At 70.0% G+C, this 17,192-nt stretch carries 12 protein-coding genes; 4 read left to right on the forward strand and 8 right to left on the reverse strand.

What is annotated here, in order from left to right; genetic code table 11:
• Positions 1 to 56: 56 nt before the first annotated feature.
• The 8 genes from AB0761_RS15435 to AB0761_RS15470 form a co-directional block, all read right to left on the reverse strand.
• Positions 57 to 1,694, reverse strand: coding sequence for an ABC transporter substrate-binding protein (locus tag AB0761_RS15435; RefSeq protein WP_377269578.1), 1,638 nt, complete (start codon positions 1,692 to 1,694; stop codon positions 57 to 59).
• A gap of 212 nt (positions 1,695 to 1,906) precedes the next feature.
• Complete coding sequence (locus tag AB0761_RS15440) at positions 1,907 to 2,926, reverse strand: ABC transporter ATP-binding protein (RefSeq protein WP_377269579.1); 1,020 nt, start codon at positions 2,924 to 2,926, stop codon at positions 1,907 to 1,909.
• Positions 2,919 to 3,947, reverse strand: a complete 1,029-nt coding sequence (locus AB0761_RS15445) for an ABC transporter ATP-binding protein (RefSeq protein WP_377269580.1) — start codon at positions 3,945 to 3,947, stop codon at positions 2,919 to 2,921. Before AB0761_RS15445 ends, AB0761_RS15440 begins: the two co-directional genes overlap by 8 nt.
• 15 nt (positions 3,948 to 3,962) lie before the next feature.
• Positions 3,963 to 4,886, reverse strand: a complete 924-nt coding sequence (locus AB0761_RS15450) for an ABC transporter permease (protein WP_377269581.1) — start codon at positions 4,884 to 4,886, stop codon at positions 3,963 to 3,965.
• The gene (locus AB0761_RS15455; RefSeq protein ID WP_377269582.1) at positions 4,879 to 5,802 is read right to left on the reverse strand and encodes an ABC transporter permease; all 924 of its coding nucleotides are present in this window, start codon (positions 5,800 to 5,802) and stop codon (positions 4,879 to 4,881) included. The genes AB0761_RS15450 and AB0761_RS15455 overlap by 8 nt, the downstream gene beginning before the upstream one ends.
• A 102-nt stretch (positions 5,803 to 5,904) precedes the next feature.
• Positions 5,905 to 7,539 (reverse strand): ABC transporter substrate-binding protein, encoded by a 1,635-nt coding sequence (locus tag AB0761_RS15460; protein ID WP_377269583.1) that lies wholly within the window; start codon positions 7,537 to 7,539, stop codon positions 5,905 to 5,907.
• A 387-nt stretch (positions 7,540 to 7,926) separates the two neighbouring features.
• Positions 7,927 to 9,795, reverse strand: a complete 1,869-nt coding sequence (gene typA / locus AB0761_RS15465) for a translational GTPase TypA (RefSeq protein WP_377269584.1) — start codon at positions 9,793 to 9,795, stop codon at positions 7,927 to 7,929.
• A 222-nt stretch (positions 9,796 to 10,017) separates the two neighbouring features.
• Complete coding sequence (locus AB0761_RS15470; protein WP_377269585.1) at positions 10,018 to 12,024, reverse strand: ABC transporter family substrate-binding protein; 2,007 nt, start codon at positions 12,022 to 12,024, stop codon at positions 10,018 to 10,020.
• 523 nt (positions 12,025 to 12,547) lie between these two features.
• Between AB0761_RS15470 and AB0761_RS15475 the strand changes: the two genes are divergently transcribed.
• The 4 genes from AB0761_RS15475 to AB0761_RS15490 all read left to right on the forward strand — a co-directional run bounded on the left by AB0761_RS15475 (position 12,548) and on the right by AB0761_RS15490 (position 17,075).
• The gene (locus AB0761_RS15475; RefSeq protein WP_377269587.1) at positions 12,548 to 12,865 is read left to right on the forward strand and encodes a hypothetical protein; all 318 of its coding nucleotides are present in this window, start codon (positions 12,548 to 12,550) and stop codon (positions 12,863 to 12,865) included.
• Positions 12,866 to 13,092: 227 nt separating this feature from the next.
• Positions 13,093 to 13,875 carry a hypothetical protein gene (locus AB0761_RS15480; RefSeq protein ID WP_377274125.1) on the forward strand — a complete coding sequence of 261 codons (783 nt, stop codon included), beginning with the start codon at positions 13,093 to 13,095 and terminating at the stop codon, positions 13,873 to 13,875.
• 483 nt (positions 13,876 to 14,358) lie between these two features.
• Complete coding sequence (locus AB0761_RS15485) at positions 14,359 to 16,308, forward strand: fumarate reductase/succinate dehydrogenase flavoprotein subunit (RefSeq protein WP_377269588.1); 1,950 nt, start codon at positions 14,359 to 14,361, stop codon at positions 16,306 to 16,308.
• On the forward strand, positions 16,305 to 17,075 hold the full coding sequence (locus AB0761_RS15490) for a succinate dehydrogenase/fumarate reductase iron-sulfur subunit (RefSeq protein ID WP_377269590.1): 771 nt from the start codon (positions 16,305 to 16,307) through the stop codon (positions 17,073 to 17,075). The genes AB0761_RS15485 and AB0761_RS15490 overlap by 4 nt, the downstream gene beginning before the upstream one ends.
• The last annotated feature ends 117 nt before the right edge of the window (positions 17,076 to 17,192 follow it).

A 17,192-nucleotide genomic window follows, 5' to 3' on the forward strand; every position in this document is an offset into this window, starting at 1 on the left:
TGCGCGGGGCCTGGGCGGGGCGGCGGTGGTACGTCCCGGCCGCCCCGCCCGGCTGCTCAGCTCTTGACGGCGATCCGGTAGTAGACCGGCACGCTGAAGGAATTGAGCTTCACGCCCGAGACCTTGTCGGAGTAGCCGCCGACGGCGTTCTGGTACCAGAGCGGGATGGCGGGCATCTGCACGGCGAGGATCTTCTCCGCGTCCTGCCAGGTGGCCACCGCCGCGGCGGAGTTGGGGGCGGCGTTGGCCTGGTTGGCCAGCTTGTCGAACTGCGGGTTGCTGAAGTGGGCGTCGTTGGAGGAGCCGTTGGTGGTGTAGAGCGGCTCCAGGAAGTCCTGGATCAGCGGGTAGTCCATCTGCCAGCCGGTGCGGAAGGCGCTGGTCATCTTCTTGTCGGTGACCTGGCTGCGGAAGTCCGCGAAGGTGCCGATCGGGTTGCCCACACAGGCGTGGTTGTTGCCGAGCACGGTGTTGATGGAGTTGCAGACCGCGTCGACCCAGGTCTTGTGGTCGCCGTCGGCGTTGTAGCTGATGGTCATCTTCCCGCCGGGCAGGCCGCCGCCCTGCTGGATCAGGGTCTTGGCCCTGGCCGGGTCGTAGGTGCAGGCCTGGCCGCAGATGGTCTTGGAGAAACCGCCCTGCTGGCCGAGTACCGGGGAGGTCCAGTCGGTGGCCGGGGTGCGGGAGTTGTTGAAGATCCGCTGGGTGATCTGCGGGCGGTTGATCGCCATGGAGAGGCCCTGCCGGACCTTCTGTGCACCGGGCGTGGACCAGGCCGGCTGGTACATCGGGAAGGAGAGGGTCTGGATGATGCCGGCGGGCTGGTTGATGAAGCGGCCCTGCAGGTCCGACGCGGCGTTGGCCAGCTGGGCGGCCGGGATGATGTCGATCACGTCGAGGTTGCCGGCCTGGAGGTCGGTGTAGGCGGTGTTGGCGTCGGTGTAGACGATCAGGTCCACGCCGCCGTTCTGGGCCTTGTCCGGACCGGAGAAGTTGCTGCTCTTGCGGAGCTGCATCTTGGAGCCCTTGGTGTAGCTGTCGATGACATAGGGGCCGTTGCCGATGGGCTTCTTGAGCCAGGCGGCGGGGTCGCTGAAGAACGCCTTGGGCAGCGGGTAGTAGGCCGAGTACCCGAGGGTGTCGGGGAAGAGCGAGAACTTCTGGGTGAGGGTGACGGTGAAGGTCAGGTCGTCGACCTTCTTCAGGCCCTTCATCGTCCTGGCGGTGGCGCTGCCGGAGTTGGGGTGGACCGCCGAGTAGCCGTCGATGTACGCGAAGAAGGATGCGTTCAGCTGCTTGTTGTCGACCAGCGCGCCGAAGTTCCAGGCGTTGATGAAGGAGTCGGCGTTGACCGGCTCACCGTTGCTGAACTTCCAGCCCGGCTTGAGCTTGATGGTGAAGGTCTGCTGGTCGTTGGTGGTGATCGACTGGGCGACCTCGTTCTGGGCGGCGCCCGTGTCCGGGTTGTAGACCTTCAGCCCGCGGAAGATCATGTCCAGCACCTTGCCGCCCTGCACCTCGTTGGTGTCGGCGGGTTCCAGCGGGTTCTGCGGATCCCCCCAGTAGGCCCGAACCACTCCGCCGGGCACGGACCCGCCACCGCTGGAGCCTCCGCCGCCGCCCGAACAGGCCGTGGCGGCCAGGGCCACAGCGGCCGCACCGACGATCCAACTGATGTGCGCGGTTCCGCGCATGGGTGCCTCCCTCGACACGGGACGGCGGCCTGCCTGCCGCAGGCCGGACCTCTGCCCGCCATGCCTGATATAGGCGGTTTGGGCGCAAAGTCCACCATGACATCCACATCAGCGGCGGCCCGGAAAGACGTGCACCGCCATGCGGGTGACACAAACGGCCCGGCCGCGCCAACCTCAGGGGTTGGCGCGGCCGGGCCGTTGCGGTGGGCGAATCAGGCGGCGCCCACCACGTCCTTCTCCTCCGCGAAGTGGCAGGCGGAGTCATGGGCGGCCTCGCCGCTCAGCACCTGCGGCACCGCCAGCAGCGGCACCTCCTGCGCGCACTTCTCCTGGGCCTTCCAGCAGCGGGTGCGGAAGCGGCAGCCCGACGGCGGGTTGGCCGGCGAGGGCACATCGCCCTGCAGGATGATCCGCTCCCGGCCCTCCCGGGCCTCGGGGTCCGGGACCGGCACGGCGGAGAGCAGTGCCTGGGTGTAGGGGTGCGTGGGGTGGTCGTAGATCTGGGTGTCGGTCCCGATCTCAACCATCTTGCCGAGGTACATCACGCCGACGCGGTCGGAGATGTGGCGCACGATGGACAGGTCGTGGGCGATGAACATGTAGGAGAGCTCGAACTCGTCCTGCAGCTTCTCCAGCAGGTTCACCACCTGGGCCTGCACCGAGACGTCCAGCGCGGAGACCGGCTCGTCACAGATGATCACCTCGGGCTTGAGCGCAAGCCCGCGGGCGATCCCGATGCGCTGGCGCTGGCCACCGGAGAACTGGTGCGGATAGCGGTTGATGTACTCCGGGTTCAGACCCACCACGTCCAGCAGGTCCTGCACCGCCCGGCGACGGTCACCCTTCGGCGCCACCTCCGGGTGGATCTCAAAGGGCTCACCGATGATGTCGCCCACCGTCATCCGCGGGTTCAGCGAGGTGTACGGGTCCTGGAACACCATCTGGATGTTCCGCCGCACCGCCTTCAGCGCACGCCCCGACAACCGCGAGATGTCCTCGCCCTTGTACAGCACCTGGCCCGACGTCGCCCGCTCCAGGTTCATCAACACCTTCGCCAGCGTCGACTTGCCGCAACCCGACTCCCCCACGATCCCCAGGGTCTCCCCCCGGAGCAGATCGAAGGAGATGCCGTCGACGGCCTTGACGGCGCCGATCTGCTTCTTGAGCAGGACTCCCTGAGTGAGCGGGAAGTGCTTGACCAGGTCGCGCACCTCGAGGATCGGCTCAGCCATCGAGGGTCTCCTTCCAGAAGTGGCAGGCGCTGCCGCGGCTGTCGGTCACGGGGTGGAGGACGGGGATGTCGGTGCGGCAGACGTCCTGTGCCATGGGGCAGCGGGGGTTGAAGGCGCAGCCCGAGGGGATCCGCAGCAGGTTGGGCGGCAGACCCTTGATCGCGTAGAGCTCCTCGCCCTTCTGGTCCAGCCGCGGGATGGAGTCGAGCAGGCCGCGGGTGTAGGGGTGTGCGGGCTGCTTGTACAGCTCGCGTACCGGGGCGGTCTCCACGATCCGGCCGGCGTACATCACCGCGATCTTGTCGGCGACGTCCGCCACCACGCCCAGGTCATGGGTGATCAGGATCAGACCCATGTGGAACTCACGCTGCAGCTCGGCGAGCAGATCCATCACCTGGGCCTGCACCGTGACATCCAGCGCCGTGGTCGGCTCGTCCGCGATGATCAGATCCGGCTCCAGCGCAAGCGCCATCGCAATCATGATCCGCTGCCGCATACCGCCGGAGAACTGGTGCGGATAGTCGTTCACCCGCTCCCTGGCGGCGGGAATGCGCACCCGGTCCATCAGCTCGATGGCCTTGGCCTTGGCATCCCGGCGCGACATCCCCTGGTGCACCCGGAACATCTCGCCCAGCTGGTAGCCGACCGTCAGCACCGGGTTCAGCGAGGACAGCGCGTCCTGGAAGATCATCGCCATCTTGGCGCCCCGGATCTTCCGCCGCTCCTTCTCGGAGAGCTTCAGCAGATCCCGGCCCTTGAAGTTGATCTCGCCCTGGGTGACGAACCCGGGGGGCGAGTCCAGAATGCCCATGATCGCCTGCGCGGTCACCGACTTGCCGGAGCCGGACTCACCCAGCACGGCCAGCGTCTCACCGGCGCTGACGCTGTAGTTCACACCGTTCACGGCCTTGGCGACACCGTCGCGGGTGCGGAACTCCACATGCAGGTCACGCACCTCCAGCAGCGGAGTGCCTGCCTTGTCGGCCTGCGGGTTCACGGCCTTCTCGGTCGTCGTGGTCATCGTGCCGCCCCTCTCTCAGCGCAGCTTGGGGTCGAGGGCGTCGCGCACCGCGTCGCCGAGCAGGATGAACGCCAGCACCGTGATGCTGAGCGCACCCGCCGGGTAGAGCAGCATGTGCGGCGCGTTGCGGAACGAGGACGAGGCGGACGAGATGTCGATGCCCCAGGAGACCGTCGGCGGACGCAGGCCCACACCCAGGAAGGAGAGCGTCGCCTCCAGCGAGATGTAGGTGCCGAGCGCGATGGTGGAGACCACGATCACCGGGGCGACCGCGTTGGGCAGCACATGGCGCAGCATCATGCGGGCGCTGCCGGCACCGAGGGCACGGGCCGCCTGCACATAGTCCTGCTGCTTGACGGTCACCACCGCGCCGCGCGCGATACGCGCCACCTGGGGCCAGCCCAGCAGCACGATGAAGGTGATCACGCTCCACAGGGAGCCGCCGACCAGCGACAGGAAGACCAGGCCGCCGAGCAGGATCGGGATGCCGAAGAAGACATCGGCCAGCCGCGAGAGCAGGGTGTCCCACCAGCCGCCGAAGAAGCCGGCCAGGCCGCCCAGCACACCGCCGAGGACGGCGGAGCCCAGGGTCGCGACGACACCGACGGTGATGGAGGCGCGGGCGCCGTACACCGTGCGGGTGTAGACGTCACAGCCCTGCTGGTCGAAGCCGAAGGGGTGGCCGGCGCCGGAGCCCTGCATGGAGTGCGCAAGGTCGCAGTTGCCGGGGTCGCCGGAGGTGATCAGGCCCGGCCAGATCGCGATGACGACCAGGAAGGTGATCAGCAGTCCGGAGATGATGAAGACCGGGTTGCGGCGCAGGTCGCGCCAGGCGTCCTGCCAGAGGCTGCGTGCCTTCTCGCGGACCGGCTCGGCCGCGGCAAGGGCGCCGGTCTCGGGGATCTCGGTCTCGACGGGGGTCTTGGTCAGCTCAGGCATACCGGATCCTCGGGTCCAGGACCGCGTACAGCAGGTCGACGAGCAGGTTGGCGACCAGGTAGACGATCACCAGCACGGTGACGAAGCCGACCACGGTGGCACTCTCCTGGCGCCGCACACCCTGCATGAGGTTGTAGCCGACGCCCTGGATGTTGAAGATCGTCTCGGTGACCAGCGCGCCGCCCATCAGGGCGCCCAGGTCGGTGCCCAGGAAGGTCACCACCGGGATCAGCGAGTTGCGCAGCAGGTGCTGGGTGACCACCCGGCGGCGCGGGAGGCCCTTGGCGACGGCGGTGCGCACATAGTCGGCGCGCAGGTTCTCCGCCACCGAGGTACGGGTGAGCCGGGTGACATAGGCCAGTGAGACGGAGGCCAGCACCAGGCCCGGCAGGATCAGCTCGTTGAGCGGTGCCCCGTAGGAGACGGTGGGGCGGATCACCGCCCACTTGACGCCCAGCAGGTACTGCAGGGTGAAGCCGAGCACAAAGGTCGGGATGGAGATCACGAGCAGCGTGAGCCCCATGGCCGCGGTGTCGGTGAACCGGCCCCGGCGCAGTCCGCTGACCAGGCCGAGGGCGATGCCGACGACGGCCTCGATGACAAAGGCGGTGAGGCCCAGCTTGAAGGTGACCGGCCAGGAGCGGGCCATCAGGTCGATGACCGGCTCACCGGTGAAGGCGGTGCCGAAGTCACCGGTGAAGATGCCCTTGAAGTAGAGCAGATATTGCAGCCACAGGGGCTTGTCGAGGTTGAACTCGGCGCGTATCTGCGCCGCGACGACGGGGTCCGGGGCCTTGTCGCCGAAGCGTGCGGCGATCGGGTCGCCGAGGGCGTGGACCATGAGGAAGATCAGCAGCGTGGTCCCGATGAACACCGGGATCATCTGGAGCAGTCTCCTGAGGACGTAGCGCCCCATGAGGCCTCCTGTGGCTTTGCGCTCCGGGTCGGAGCGGAGTGCTGGGCAGCCGGGCCCCGGGGCGGCGGCAGGGATGGGCTGCCGCCCCGGGGACTTCGGGCCTTACTTCTTGGTGATCTGCGAGTAGACCGGGACGCTGAACGGGTTCAGCTGGACGTTGCCGATGTTGGCGCCGTAGCCGGCGGTGGCGTTCTGGTACCAGAGCGGGATCACCGGCATCTCCTGGACCAGCAGCTTCTCGGCCTGCTGGTAGGTCGCCACGGCCTTGGCGGAGTCGGTCTCCGCGTTGGCCTCACCGACCAGCTTGTCGAACTGCTTGTTGCTCCACTTGCCGTCGTTGGAGGAGCCGGTGGTGGTGTACAGCGGCTCCAGGAAGTCCTGGACGGTCGGGTAGTCCATCTGCCACCCGGTGCGGAACATGCCGGTCATCTGCTTGTTGGTGACCTGGTCGCGGAAGGACGCGAAGGTGCCCACCGGGTTGCCCACGCAGGTGCCGTTGCCGAGCGCCTTGTTGATCGTGTTGCAGACGGCATCCACCCACAGCTTGTGGTTACCGCGGTCGGCGTTGTACGAGATGGTGACCTTGCCGCCGGGGATGCCGCCGCCCTGCTCGATCAGCTGCTTGCCCTTGACCGGGTCGTAGCTGCCGAACTCGCCGAGCATGTCCTTGGAGTAGCCGGCCTCGCCGAGGACCGGGGAGGTCCAGTCGGTGGCCGGGGTGTAGGTGCCGGCCAGCACGGTCTTGGTGATCGACGCGCGGTCGATCAGCATGGACAGGCCCTGGCGGACCTTGGCGGCCTGGGCGGTGTTCCAGTCCTTCTTGTACAGCGGGAAGGACACGGTCTGCACGATGCCTGCGGGGTGGTTGATGTAGCGGCCCTGCAGGTCCGACTGGGCGTTGTTGGTCTGCGTGGCGGGCAGCTGGTCCATCACGTCCAGGTTGCCGGCGACCAGGTCCTGGTAGGCGGTCTCGTCGCTGGTGTAGACCTTCAGGTCGACGCCCTTGTTCTGGGCCTTCATGTCGCCCTGGTACTCGGGGTTGGGAACCAGCGACATGCCCTGGCCCTTGGTCCACGAGGTGATCTTGTACGTGCCGTTGCCCACCGGGTTCTTGACCCACGCGGCGTGGTCGGTGAAGAACTTGGCCGGCACCGGGTAGTAGGCCGAGTAGCCCAGGGTGTCCGGGAAGGTGGAGAACTTCTGGGTCAGCTTCACCGTGAAGGTGAGGTCGTCGACCTTCTTCAGACCGGACATGGTCTTGGCGGACGGCTTACCGCTGTCCGGGTGGACCGCCGAGTAGCCGTCGATGTAGCCGAAGAACGACGAGTTGAGCTGGGCGTTGGTGGAGAGCGCGCCGTAGTTCCAGGCGTCCACGAAGGAGGAGGCGTTCACCGGCTCGCCGTCGCTGAACTTCAGCCCGGACTTGAGCTTGATGGTGTAGTTCTGCGCGTCCTGGGTGGTGATGGACTCGGCGGCCGCCAGGCGGGCCTTGCCGGTCTTGGCGTCGTACTCCTGCAGGCCCTGGAAGACCATGTCCAGGACCTTGCCGCCGTTGACCTCGTTGACGTTGGCCGGCTCAAGGGTGGTCTGCGGGTCGCCCCAGAAGGCCGTCACCACGCCGCCGTCGCCGCCGGAGGCCGAACCGGAAGAGGAACCGCCGCCGCTGCCGCAAGCGGTCGCAGCAAGGGCGACGGCGGCAGCCGCCATCACCCACTTGGCCTGGGTAGCACCGCGCATGGGATGCCTCCTGAGAGAGATGTCCGTCACGTGGAGGGCCGAACGACTCTGTCGGCCCCTCCTCGCTCGAGGTTCGGCGCGCACCCCTGCGCGTAACCCTGACCCGAGCACAACGTTCACCACTATCCGTCACTCAAACGGGCGACAACGCCCGAAATGTGTCTCGATTTGATTACGTGACCGATAGAACAATCCCGAAAGTCGGACATATCACACCTAGACAGACACCCATCAAACGGACAGTTGCCGTGGATGACGGACGGTGCGCTCCGTTATCCGTACATCGTGGATCACCGTGCGCTACGCGCGTCGACCACGGAGCGTGCAAAAGCCCCCGGTGGAGAGACCACACGGGGGCCTTGCACAGCGCTCACTGCCGAAAGGGCGTCAGCTCTTCTTGGCGCGCGAGGTCGCCCGACCGCGCTCCTTCTGGTCCAGCACCAGCTTGCGGATGCGCACCGTCTCCGGGGTCACCTCGATGCACTCGTCCTCACGGCAGAACTCCAGGGACTGCTCCAGGGAGAGCTTGCGCGGCGGCACCAGCGACTCGGTGACATCGGCGGTCGACGACCGCATGTTGGTGAGCTTCTTCTCCTTGGTGATGTTGACGTCCATGTCGTCGGCGCGGGAGTTCTCGCCGACGATCATGCCCTCGTACACCTCGGTGCCCGGGTCCACGAAGAGGGTCCCGCGCTCCTGGAGGTTGGTCATCGCAAAGGCGGTGACCGGGCCGGGGCGGTCGGCCACCAGGGACCCGCTGGAACGGGTGCGCAGCTCGCCGAACCACGGCTCGTGGCCCTCGAAGATGGAGTGCGCGATACCGGTGCCCCTGGTGTCGGTGAGGAACTCGGTACGGAAGCCGATCAGACCGCGGGCCGGCACCACGAACTCCATCCGGACCCAGCCGGAGCCATGGTTGGTCATGGTCTCCATACGGCCCTTGCGGGTCGCCATCAGCTGGGTGATGGCGCCGAGGAACTCCTCGGGACAGTCGATGGTCATCCGCTCCACCGGCTCGTGCACCTTGCCGTTGACCAGCTTGGTGACCACCTGGGGCTTGCCCACGGTGAGCTCGAAGCCCTCCCGGCGCATGGTCTCCACCAGGATCGCCAGCGCCAGCTCACCGCGGCCCTGCACCTCCCAGGCGTCCGGGCGCTCGGTGGGCAGCACGCGCAGCGACACATTGCCGACCAGCTCGCGGTCGAGGCGGTCCTTCACCAGGCGCGCGGTGACCTTGTGGCCCTTGCCGCCCTTGCCGACCAGCGGCGAGGTGTTGGTACCGATGGTCATCGAGATCGCGGGCTCGTCGACCGTGATCAGCGGCAGCGCGATCGGGTTCTCGGAGTCGGCCAGGGTCTCGCCGATCATGATGTCCGGGATACCGGCCACCGCGCAGATGTCACCGGGGCCGGCCTTCTCGGCCGGCTTGCGGGTGAGCGCCTCGGTCATCAGCAGCTCGGTGATGCGGACGTTCTGGATCGTGCCGTCGCGCTTGATCCAGGCGACCGTCTGACCCTTCTTGAGCTCGCCCTGCTCCACCCGGCAGAGCGCGATGCGGCCGAGGAAGTTGTCGGCGTCCAGGTTGGTGACATGCGCCTGGAGCGGGGCGGCGGCGTCGTACTCCGGCGCCGGGACGTGCTCCAGGATGGTGGAGAAGAACGGCTCCAGGCTGTCGCTGTCGGCCGGGACGGTGCCGTCCTCCGGCTTGGTCAGCGAGGCCACCCCGTCACGCGCGCACGCGTAGACGATCGGGAACTCGATCTGCTCCTCGGTCGCGTCCAGGTCCAGGAAGAGGTCGTAGGTCTCATTGACCACCTCGTCGATCCGGGAGTCCGGGCGGTCCGTCTTGTTGATGCAGAGGATCACCGGCAGCTTGGCCTGGAGCGCCTTGCGAAGCACGAAGCGGGTCTGCGGCAGCGGGCCCTCGGAGGCGTCCACCAGCAGCACCACCGCGTCCACCATCGAGAGGCCGCGCTCGACCTCACCGCCGAAGTCGGCGTGGCCGGGGGTGTCGATGATGTTGATGACGATCGGCTCACCGCCGCCCTTGGGGTGGTACCTGACCGCGGTGTTCTTGGCGAGAATGGTGATGCCCTTCTCGCGCTCCAGGTCGTTGGAGTCCATCACCCGGTCGTCCACGTGCTGGTGGGCGGCGAAGGCGCCCGCCTGCTTCAGCATGGCGTCGACCAGGGTCGTCTTGCCGTGGTCGACGTGGGCGACGATGGCGACATTGCGGATGTCATTGCGCGTGGGCATGCGGAGCGGAATCTCCCGGATCGGATCGTGGCGCCCCGGCCTGCTACCGGTCCACCTGCCGGGCCCGACAGGCCACGGCTGCCTTCCATGGTACGGGGAGAGGGTGAACCAAGCAGAAACGCCCAGGTACCTGCGCCGGGCGTGCCCCGGCGGGTGCCCGGCCCCCGCCCGGTACGGAAGGCGGGGGAGCCGGAGGCACGGCGGTCAGGAACTCCGTGGCGGTCAGGAACTCAGAGTGAAGCCGATGTCCTGGAAGCGGGGGGTCGCGAAGCCGAAGGCGCCGACCCCGGCCAGGTTGTCACGGACGGCGACGATCTCCGGGCGCTGGAACAGCGGGACGGAGTGGGCCTCCTGCCAGATGCGGATGTCGGCCTGCTGGGTGAACCGGTTGGCCTTCGCCGGATCCTGGGCGGCCACGGCCTCGTCCAGCAGCCGGTCGATCTCGTCGGTTCCGGTGCGGGCGTAGTTGAGGCCCACCTCGGGCACCCCGTCCGGTCCCGGCTGCGGCTTGGCGTACACCGGGCGCTCGTCCGCCACCGTGCCCGCACCCACCGGCCAGGAGAAGACCGCCAGATCGAAGTCGCCGGCCGCCACATGGTCGGCGAAGAAGCCCGCACCGTCCACAGCACGGGGCACCACGGCGATACCGACCTGCGCCAGCTCCGCGGTGAGGGCGTCGGCGATCCGCCGGGAGGTGGCCGAGCCGGCGGGGATGATCAGGTCCAGGGTGAGCGGCCGACCCTCCCTGGTACGGATCCCGGCCGGGAGCGGGGCCATCGGTGACGGCGAGGCGAGTCCGGCCGGCTGCGCCGAGGCGGAGGCCTGCGGGGTGGCGGAGGCCGAGCCGGAGGCCTGCGCGGTGGCCGAACCGGAGGCCGAACCGGAGGCCGACGGCAGCGCCGAGGGGGATGCCGCGGGGGTGACCGGGGCCGGTGAGGCGAGCACCGAAGGACCGGCCGCCTCGGCGGGAGCGTCGGCCTTCCAGCCGGCCGCCTCCAGCAGACGGGCCACCGCCTCCCGGTCGGTGCCGCCCAGCGCGGCGGTGTTGTCCTGGTAGCCGGCCTGGTCGCCCATGATCAGGTGGTTGCCCAGGGTCACCGGGGGCAGGCCGAGGGGCTTCAGCGCCATATCGGCGATCTGCCGCCGGTCGACCGCACGGGCCACCGCCCGCCGGACCCGCGGATCGGCGAGGGGGCCGTGCCCGCCGTTCAGGGTGAGCTGGGTGTACGCGGCGGCCGCGGCCCGGTGCAGCCGGTAGCCGGGCAGTGCCTCGGCCCGCTTGAGCGCGGCCCCGACCGCGTCCGCGGAGTCGGCTGCGGGCCGGGCCGTGCCGCCCGCCGGGGCGGCGTCCAGCGTGCGGTCCAGCGCGGCGACGTCCAGGGTGCCGCGGTCCAGTGCGTCCAGACGCTGCCCGACCGGGACCGCCTTCAGGACGATCCGGTCCAGCCGGGCGCGGTCTCCCCACCAGGAGGGGTTGCGCACCAGGGTGAGGGTGCCCGCCCGCCGGTCCGGTCGCTGCAGCCGGAACGGGCCGGCGGAGACCGCGAGACCGTCCCTGGAGCCGCTGTTGAAGACCTCGGCCGAGGACATCGCGGCGGCCGGGTAGAGCGGGGTGAACAGGCTGCGCCACTGCCCGTACGGCTGCTTGAAGACCACCTTGACCTGGTGCGGACCGGCTCCCGGGGTGACCGAGGCGATCGCGCCGTAGCCCGCCGCGCCGTTGCTCCAGTAGGCGGAGTCGGCCCCGGAGAGGGCCTTCCACTGCGCGGCGAAGTCCTTCACCGACAGCGGTGTGCCGTCGCTCCACCTCGCCCGGGGGTTGAGCCGGTAGACGACCGTCTGCCAGGGGTGGCCGTCGGCGGGGGCCGTGGAGTCGGCGGACGTCAGGAAGTCCGGGTCGCGAGTGGCGTGGGCGTGGTCGTCCAGCCGGAAGAGGGTCGGCAGGGTCGCCTGGGCCACCAGGGTGGCGGTGGGGTCCGCGCCGTTCTGGAAGACATTGAAGGTTGCGGGTACGGAGTCCACCGCCCAGCGCAGCGTGCCGCCCTGGCGCAGTTCGGCGCGGGTGGCCCCGGGCACGTCGGAGGCGACGGGGCCGGGCGGGGTGTCGGAGCAGGCGGCCAGACCCACACCCAGGGCGACGGTGAGGAGCAGCGCCGCGGTGCCGAGCGTCCGCTGGGCGCCCGGCCCAGGGGCGGCCGGGCCGTCCTGGACGTCCTGGATGATGGGCACGCTCTCCTCCTGGGGCCACGCCTGAGGCCGCGGCGCGGTCCGGCTGCGGCGCGCGCCACAGCCGGACCCTCACGGTCGGCGGATCACCCGGATGCGGGCACGGCGCGCGTCCACTGAAGAGCATCCGGGCCGGGGGACAGGGCGGGACACGACCGGAACGGTCCTGGGCCACTCGGATGGCGGACAGCGGCGGCGCGTCCACGGGGCGCCCGCAGCCCGCCCGGCGCGGGCGCGCAGTACCGGCTGCACGCCCGGCGACCGGGTCTTTCCACGCCAATCCTGGGCAGACCCTTCCCCTAGGCTGTGATCTGGGCCACACTCGCTGGCGCACAGGGACCGCTCAGGACGAGCGAGGGCTGAGTGGGCCGGGCGAGCGAGCCTCCACAAGGGCGAGCGAGCCGAAGGGCGCCGCCGCTGACGACAGCGCCGACACCGACAGCGATGAACGACAGCCGGAGCAGAGCGCATCGACAGCGGGGCACCGGGGCAAGCCGAGCCTCATTCCGACGAGAGGTGGTGCACCATGCCGCAGAACACCGCACGCGGAACGGCTGCGGAGGGCGACTTCGCCCGCAGCCGGCAGCTGACCGACGAGCTGGAACGCACCGTGCACGCCCTGGAGTCCCGGCTCGGCCGGGGCCTGGACGTGCGGCGGGTCCGGGCGGACCTGGACCATCTGCGGGAGAGCCTGGCCCTGCTCCAGGAGCTCCAGCAGGCCGCGGACGCCGGGGCCAGGGCGGCGGGCGGGCGGGGGGCGTCCTCGGTGATCGAGATCCCCGACACGCCGTACGACCCCACGCTCTGGCGGGACGCGGGCGACGAGGGCGTGGGATCCCGCTAGGGCGCGCCCCCGCCACGGTGCGGCCCGGGGCCGCGCCGGTTGGAGGCCGGTCCCCAGGCCCGGTCCGGATGAGATGCAAGGCCGATGCAAGCCGCGCCAAGGCGGCCGTCCAGGCTTAAGTCCAGGCTTAAGGAGAGCGTGTGACCACCGAGACCCGAGCGCCGCAGGGCGGGGCCGACCGTCCAGGTCAACCGGCTGACCCCCGGCCCCCGAGCGGCGAGCGGGGCGTGCACACCCCGGGCCGGGCCGCCGTCCCGGCCCGGCATCTGCGCGTCGACCGCTGGTGGGTGCCGCGCACGGCGACCCTGGTCGGCCTGCTGGCCTTCATCGGGTACTCGACCTGGCGTGCCTTCGAGGGTGCGAACTACTACGCGGCGCCCTATGTCTCGCCGTTCTACTCCCCCTGTCTGGCGAACAACTGCGAGCCGATGCGCGGCGGCGCCGACTGGGGCCTGTTCGGTGACTGGTGGCGGCTCTCGCCCGCGCTGATCGTGCTGATCTTCCCGCTGGGCTTCCGGCTGACCTGCTACTACTACCGCAAGGCCTACTACCGGGCGTTCTGGGCCTCCCCGCCGGCCTGCGCGGTCGCCGAGCCGCACAGCTCCTACAGCGGTGAGACCCGCTTCCCGCTGATCCTGCAGAACATCCACCGGTACTTCTTCTATCTGGCGATCCCGGTCGCCTCGATCCTCACCTACGACGTGGCGCTGGGCTTCCGCAACCCGGCGGGCGAGTGGGGCCACATGGGTCTGGGCTCCCTGGTGCTGCTGGTGAATGTGACGCTGATCTGGGCGTACACCCTCTCCTGCCACTCCTGCCGGCATCTGGTGGGCGGCCGGCTGCGGCACTTCTCCCGGCATCCCGTGCGCTACCGGGCCTGGCAGTGGGTCAGTCGGCTGAACGCCCGCCACATGCTGCTGGCCTGGCTCTCGCTGGCCTCCGTCGGCATCGCCGACCTCTATGTGTACCTGCTCGCCAGCGGCGCCTTCACCGACCCCCGGTTCTTCTGAGCGGATCACCGCCCGAGGTCCCGCCCCTCGCCCACGAGGGGTCCCGCACGTCAACCGCGAGGGCTTCCTGCTCGACAGGCGGCCGCCCCGTCCGGGAGGACTCCCGTTGAGGTCCCACACCGCCTCCGCAGGCAGCCGCGGCCGGTCCGGCCGTGGAAGGGCCCCGCACCGCGCGCGCGGCGCGGCAGCCCACCGCACCGCGGCCGGAGGCGCGCCCCCGGACGTCCGGTCGCGCCCCGCCGAAGGTCCGGGGGTGCCCGCCGGACCCTCGGGAGGACCCGGTCGGCCGCCCGGTCGAAGGGCGGGGCCCGGTCCCGGGGACCCGCCCGAGCCGCCGCGCCGTTCCCTGCGCTCCGTCACACCGACCATCCCGCAGCCCGGCTGCCGGCTCGACGGGGCGGCCGCCGCTCCGCCGCGGCTCCGCGCCAGGGCTGCGTGTCCTCTCCCGGCTGAGACCGCCGATATCCAGGCAAGGAGTTTCCGATGACCGAGGTGGAGCGCCACACATACGACGTGGTCGTGGTGGGCGCGGGCGGGGCGGGGCTCCGGGCCGCGATCGAGGCGCGCGAGCAGGGCATGCGTACGGCGGTGATCTGCAAATCGCTCTTCGGCAAGGCGCACACCGTGATGGCCGAGGGCGGCATCGCCGCCGCCATGGGCAATGTCAACAGCGGCGACAACTGGCAGGTGCACTTCCGCGACACCATGCGCGGCGGCAAGTTCCTCAACCACTGGCGGATGGCGGAGCTGCACGCCAAGGAGGCCCCGGACCGGGTGTGGGAGCTGGAGACCTGGGGCGCGCTCTTCGACCGCACCGGGGACGGGCGGATCTCCCAGCGCAACTTCGGCGGCCATGAGTACCCCCGGCTGGCCCATGTCGGCGACCGCACCGGCCTGGAGCTGATCCGCACCCTCCAGCAGCGGGTGGTCGCCCTCCAGCAGCAGGACTTCCAGGAGACCGGCGACTACGAGGCCCGGCTGCGGGTCTTCCAGGAGTGCACCGTCACCAGGATCCTCAAGGACGGGGCGAGGGTCTCCGGGGTCTTCGGCTACATCCGGGAGAGCGGGCGCTTCCTCACCATCGAGGCGCCCGCCGTGGTGCTGGCCACCGGCGGCATCGGCAAGTCCTTCAAGGTGACGTCCAACTCCTGGGAGTACACCGGCGACGGCCATGCGCTTGCCCTGCTGGCGGGCGCCGATCTGATCAACATGGAGTTTGTGCAGTTCCACCCCACCGGGATGGTCTGGCCGCCGTCGGTGAAGGGCATCCTGGTCACCGAGTCGGTGCGCGGCGACGGCGGGGTACTGCGCAACAACGACGGCAAGCGGTTCATGTTCGACTACGTCCCGGACGTCTTCAAGGGCCAGTACGCCCAGTCCGAGGAGGAGGCCGACCGCTGGTACGCCGATCCGGACCACAACCGCCGGCCGCCCGAGCTGCTCCCCCGCGACGAGGTGGCCAGGGCCATCAACTCCGAGGTCAAGGCGGGCCGGGGCTCGCCGCACGGCGGGGTCTTCCTGGACGTCTCCACCCGGCTGCCCGCCGAGGAGATCGTCCGCAGGCTGCCGTCGATGCACCACCAGTTCAAGGAACTCGCGGATGTGGACATCACCCGGGAGCCCATGGAGGTCGGCCCCACCTGCCACTACGTCATGGGCGGGGTGGCGGTCGACCCGGACACCGCGGCGGCTCCCGGCGTGCCCGGGCTGTTCGCCGCGGGCGAGGTGGCCGGCGGGATGCACGGCTCCAACCGGCTGGGCGGCAACTCCCTCTCCGACCTGCTGGTCTTCGGCCGCCGCGCCGGTCTGCACGCCGCCGAGTACGTCGCCGGGCTGGGCGCCCGGCGCCCCGAGGTGGAGCCCGGCCAGGTCGACCGGGCCGCCGCCGAGGCGGTGGAGCCGTTCGACGAGGCCCGCAGCGGCGGGACCGGAGCCGGACCGGTCGAGAACCCCTACACGCTCCACCAGGAGCTCCAGCAGACCATGAACGACCTGGTCGGCATCATCCGCCGAGCCGGGGAGATGTCCGAGGCCCTGGAGCGGCTGGCCGCGCTGCGGCAGCGGGCCGGACGGGCCGTGGTGGAGGGCCACCGGCAGTTCAACCCGGGCTGGCACCTCTCGCTGGACCTGCGGAACATGCTGCTGGTCTCCGAGTGCGTGGCCCGGGCCGCACTGGAACGCACCGAGAGCCGCGGCGGCCACACCCGTGACGACCACCCGGAGATGGACCGCTCCTGGCGGAGCGTCAACCTCTGTTGTTCGCTGGTGGACTCCGGCACCGTGGAGGTCGACCGAAGGCCCAACCCGCCGATCCGCCCCGACCTGCTGGAGCTGTTCGCGGCGGAGGAACTGGCCAAGTACCTCACCGAGGAGGAGCTGCCCGTGCCCGCCGCCCCCGTCGCGCCCGCCGCCGAGACCGGAGTCGAGTCATGAGCAACCTGACCACCTTCCGGGTCTGGCGGGGCGATGCCGAGGGCGGCCGCTTCACCACGTACGAGGTGGAGGTGAACGAGGGCGAGGTCGTCCTGGACATCGTGCACCGCCTCCAGGCCACCCAGGCCCCCGACCTGGCCGTCCGCTGGAACTGCAAGGCCGGCAAGTGCGGCTCCTGCAGCGCCGAGATCAACGGCCGACCGCGGCTGATGTGCATGACCCGGATGTCGACCCTGCCGCCCGGGGAGTCGGTCACGCTCACCCCCATGCGGACCTTCCCGGTGATCCGCGACCTGGTCACCGATGTCTCCTTCAACTATGCGAAGGCCCGGGAGGTGCCCGCCTTCGTGCCGCCGCCGGGGCTCGCCCCGGGCGAGTACCGGATGGCCCAGGAGGATGTGGCGCGCTCGCAGGAGTTCCGCAAGTGCATCGAGTGCTTCCTCTGTCAGGACGTCTGCCATGTGGTCCGCGACCACGAGGAGAACAAGCCGGTGTACGCCGGACCGCGCTTCCTGATGCGCGTGGCCGAGCTCGACATGCACCCCCTGGACGCCGCCGACGACACCGGCCTGGACCGCAGCCGCTCCGCCCAGGACGACCACGGTCTGGGCTACTGCAACATCACCCGCTGCTGCACCGATGTCTGCCCGGAGCACATCACCATCACCGAGAACGCCCTCATCCCGCTGAAGGAGCGCGCCGCCGACCGCAAGTACGACCCGCTGGTCTGGCTCGGTTCCAAGATCTCCCGCCGCCGGCCGGACTGATCCGGACGCCGCCCGGGCCACAGGCCGCCGTGCCGGTCCGCCGGCGCGGCGGACCGGGGCGCGCGCCCGGGGTTCACCGGCCGCGGATGCCATGGCGTCCGCGTCCGCGCCCCCGGG

This window comes from Peterkaempfera podocarpi, assembly GCF_042466665.1.
Lineage (GTDB): Bacteria > Actinomycetota > Actinomycetes > Streptomycetales > Streptomycetaceae > Peterkaempfera > Peterkaempfera podocarpi.

Bases quoted from the DNA above. Each gene is read 5' to 3' on its own strand.
- AB0761_RS15435 (WP_377269578.1), bottom strand. From the start codon at position 1,694: ATGCGCGGAACCGCGCACATCAGTTGGATCGTCGGTGCGGCCGCTGTG.
- AB0761_RS15440 (WP_377269579.1), bottom strand. From the start codon at position 2,926: ATGGCTGAGCCGATCCTCGAGGTGCGCGACCTGGTCAAGCACTTCCCG.
- AB0761_RS15445 (WP_377269580.1), bottom strand. From the start codon at position 3,947: ATGACCACGACGACCGAGAAGGCCGTGAACCCGCAGGCCGACAAGGCA.
- AB0761_RS15450 (WP_377269581.1), bottom strand. From the start codon at position 4,886: ATGCCTGAGCTGACCAAGACCCCCGTCGAGACCGAGATCCCCGAGACC.
- AB0761_RS15455 (WP_377269582.1), bottom strand. From the start codon at position 5,802: ATGGGGCGCTACGTCCTCAGGAGACTGCTCCAGATGATCCCGGTGTTC.
- AB0761_RS15460 (WP_377269583.1), bottom strand. From the start codon at position 7,539: ATGCGCGGTGCTACCCAGGCCAAGTGGGTGATGGCGGCTGCCGCCGTC.
- typA (WP_377269584.1), bottom strand. From the start codon at position 9,795: ATGCCCACGCGCAATGACATCCGCAATGTCGCCATCGTCGCCCACGTC.
- AB0761_RS15475 (WP_377269587.1), top strand. From the start codon at position 12,548: ATGCCGCAGAACACCGCACGCGGAACGGCTGCGGAGGGCGACTTCGCC.
- AB0761_RS15485 (WP_377269588.1), top strand. From the start codon at position 14,359: ATGACCGAGGTGGAGCGCCACACATACGACGTGGTCGTGGTGGGCGCG.
- AB0761_RS15490 (WP_377269590.1), top strand. From the start codon at position 16,305: ATGAGCAACCTGACCACCTTCCGGGTCTGGCGGGGCGATGCCGAGGGC.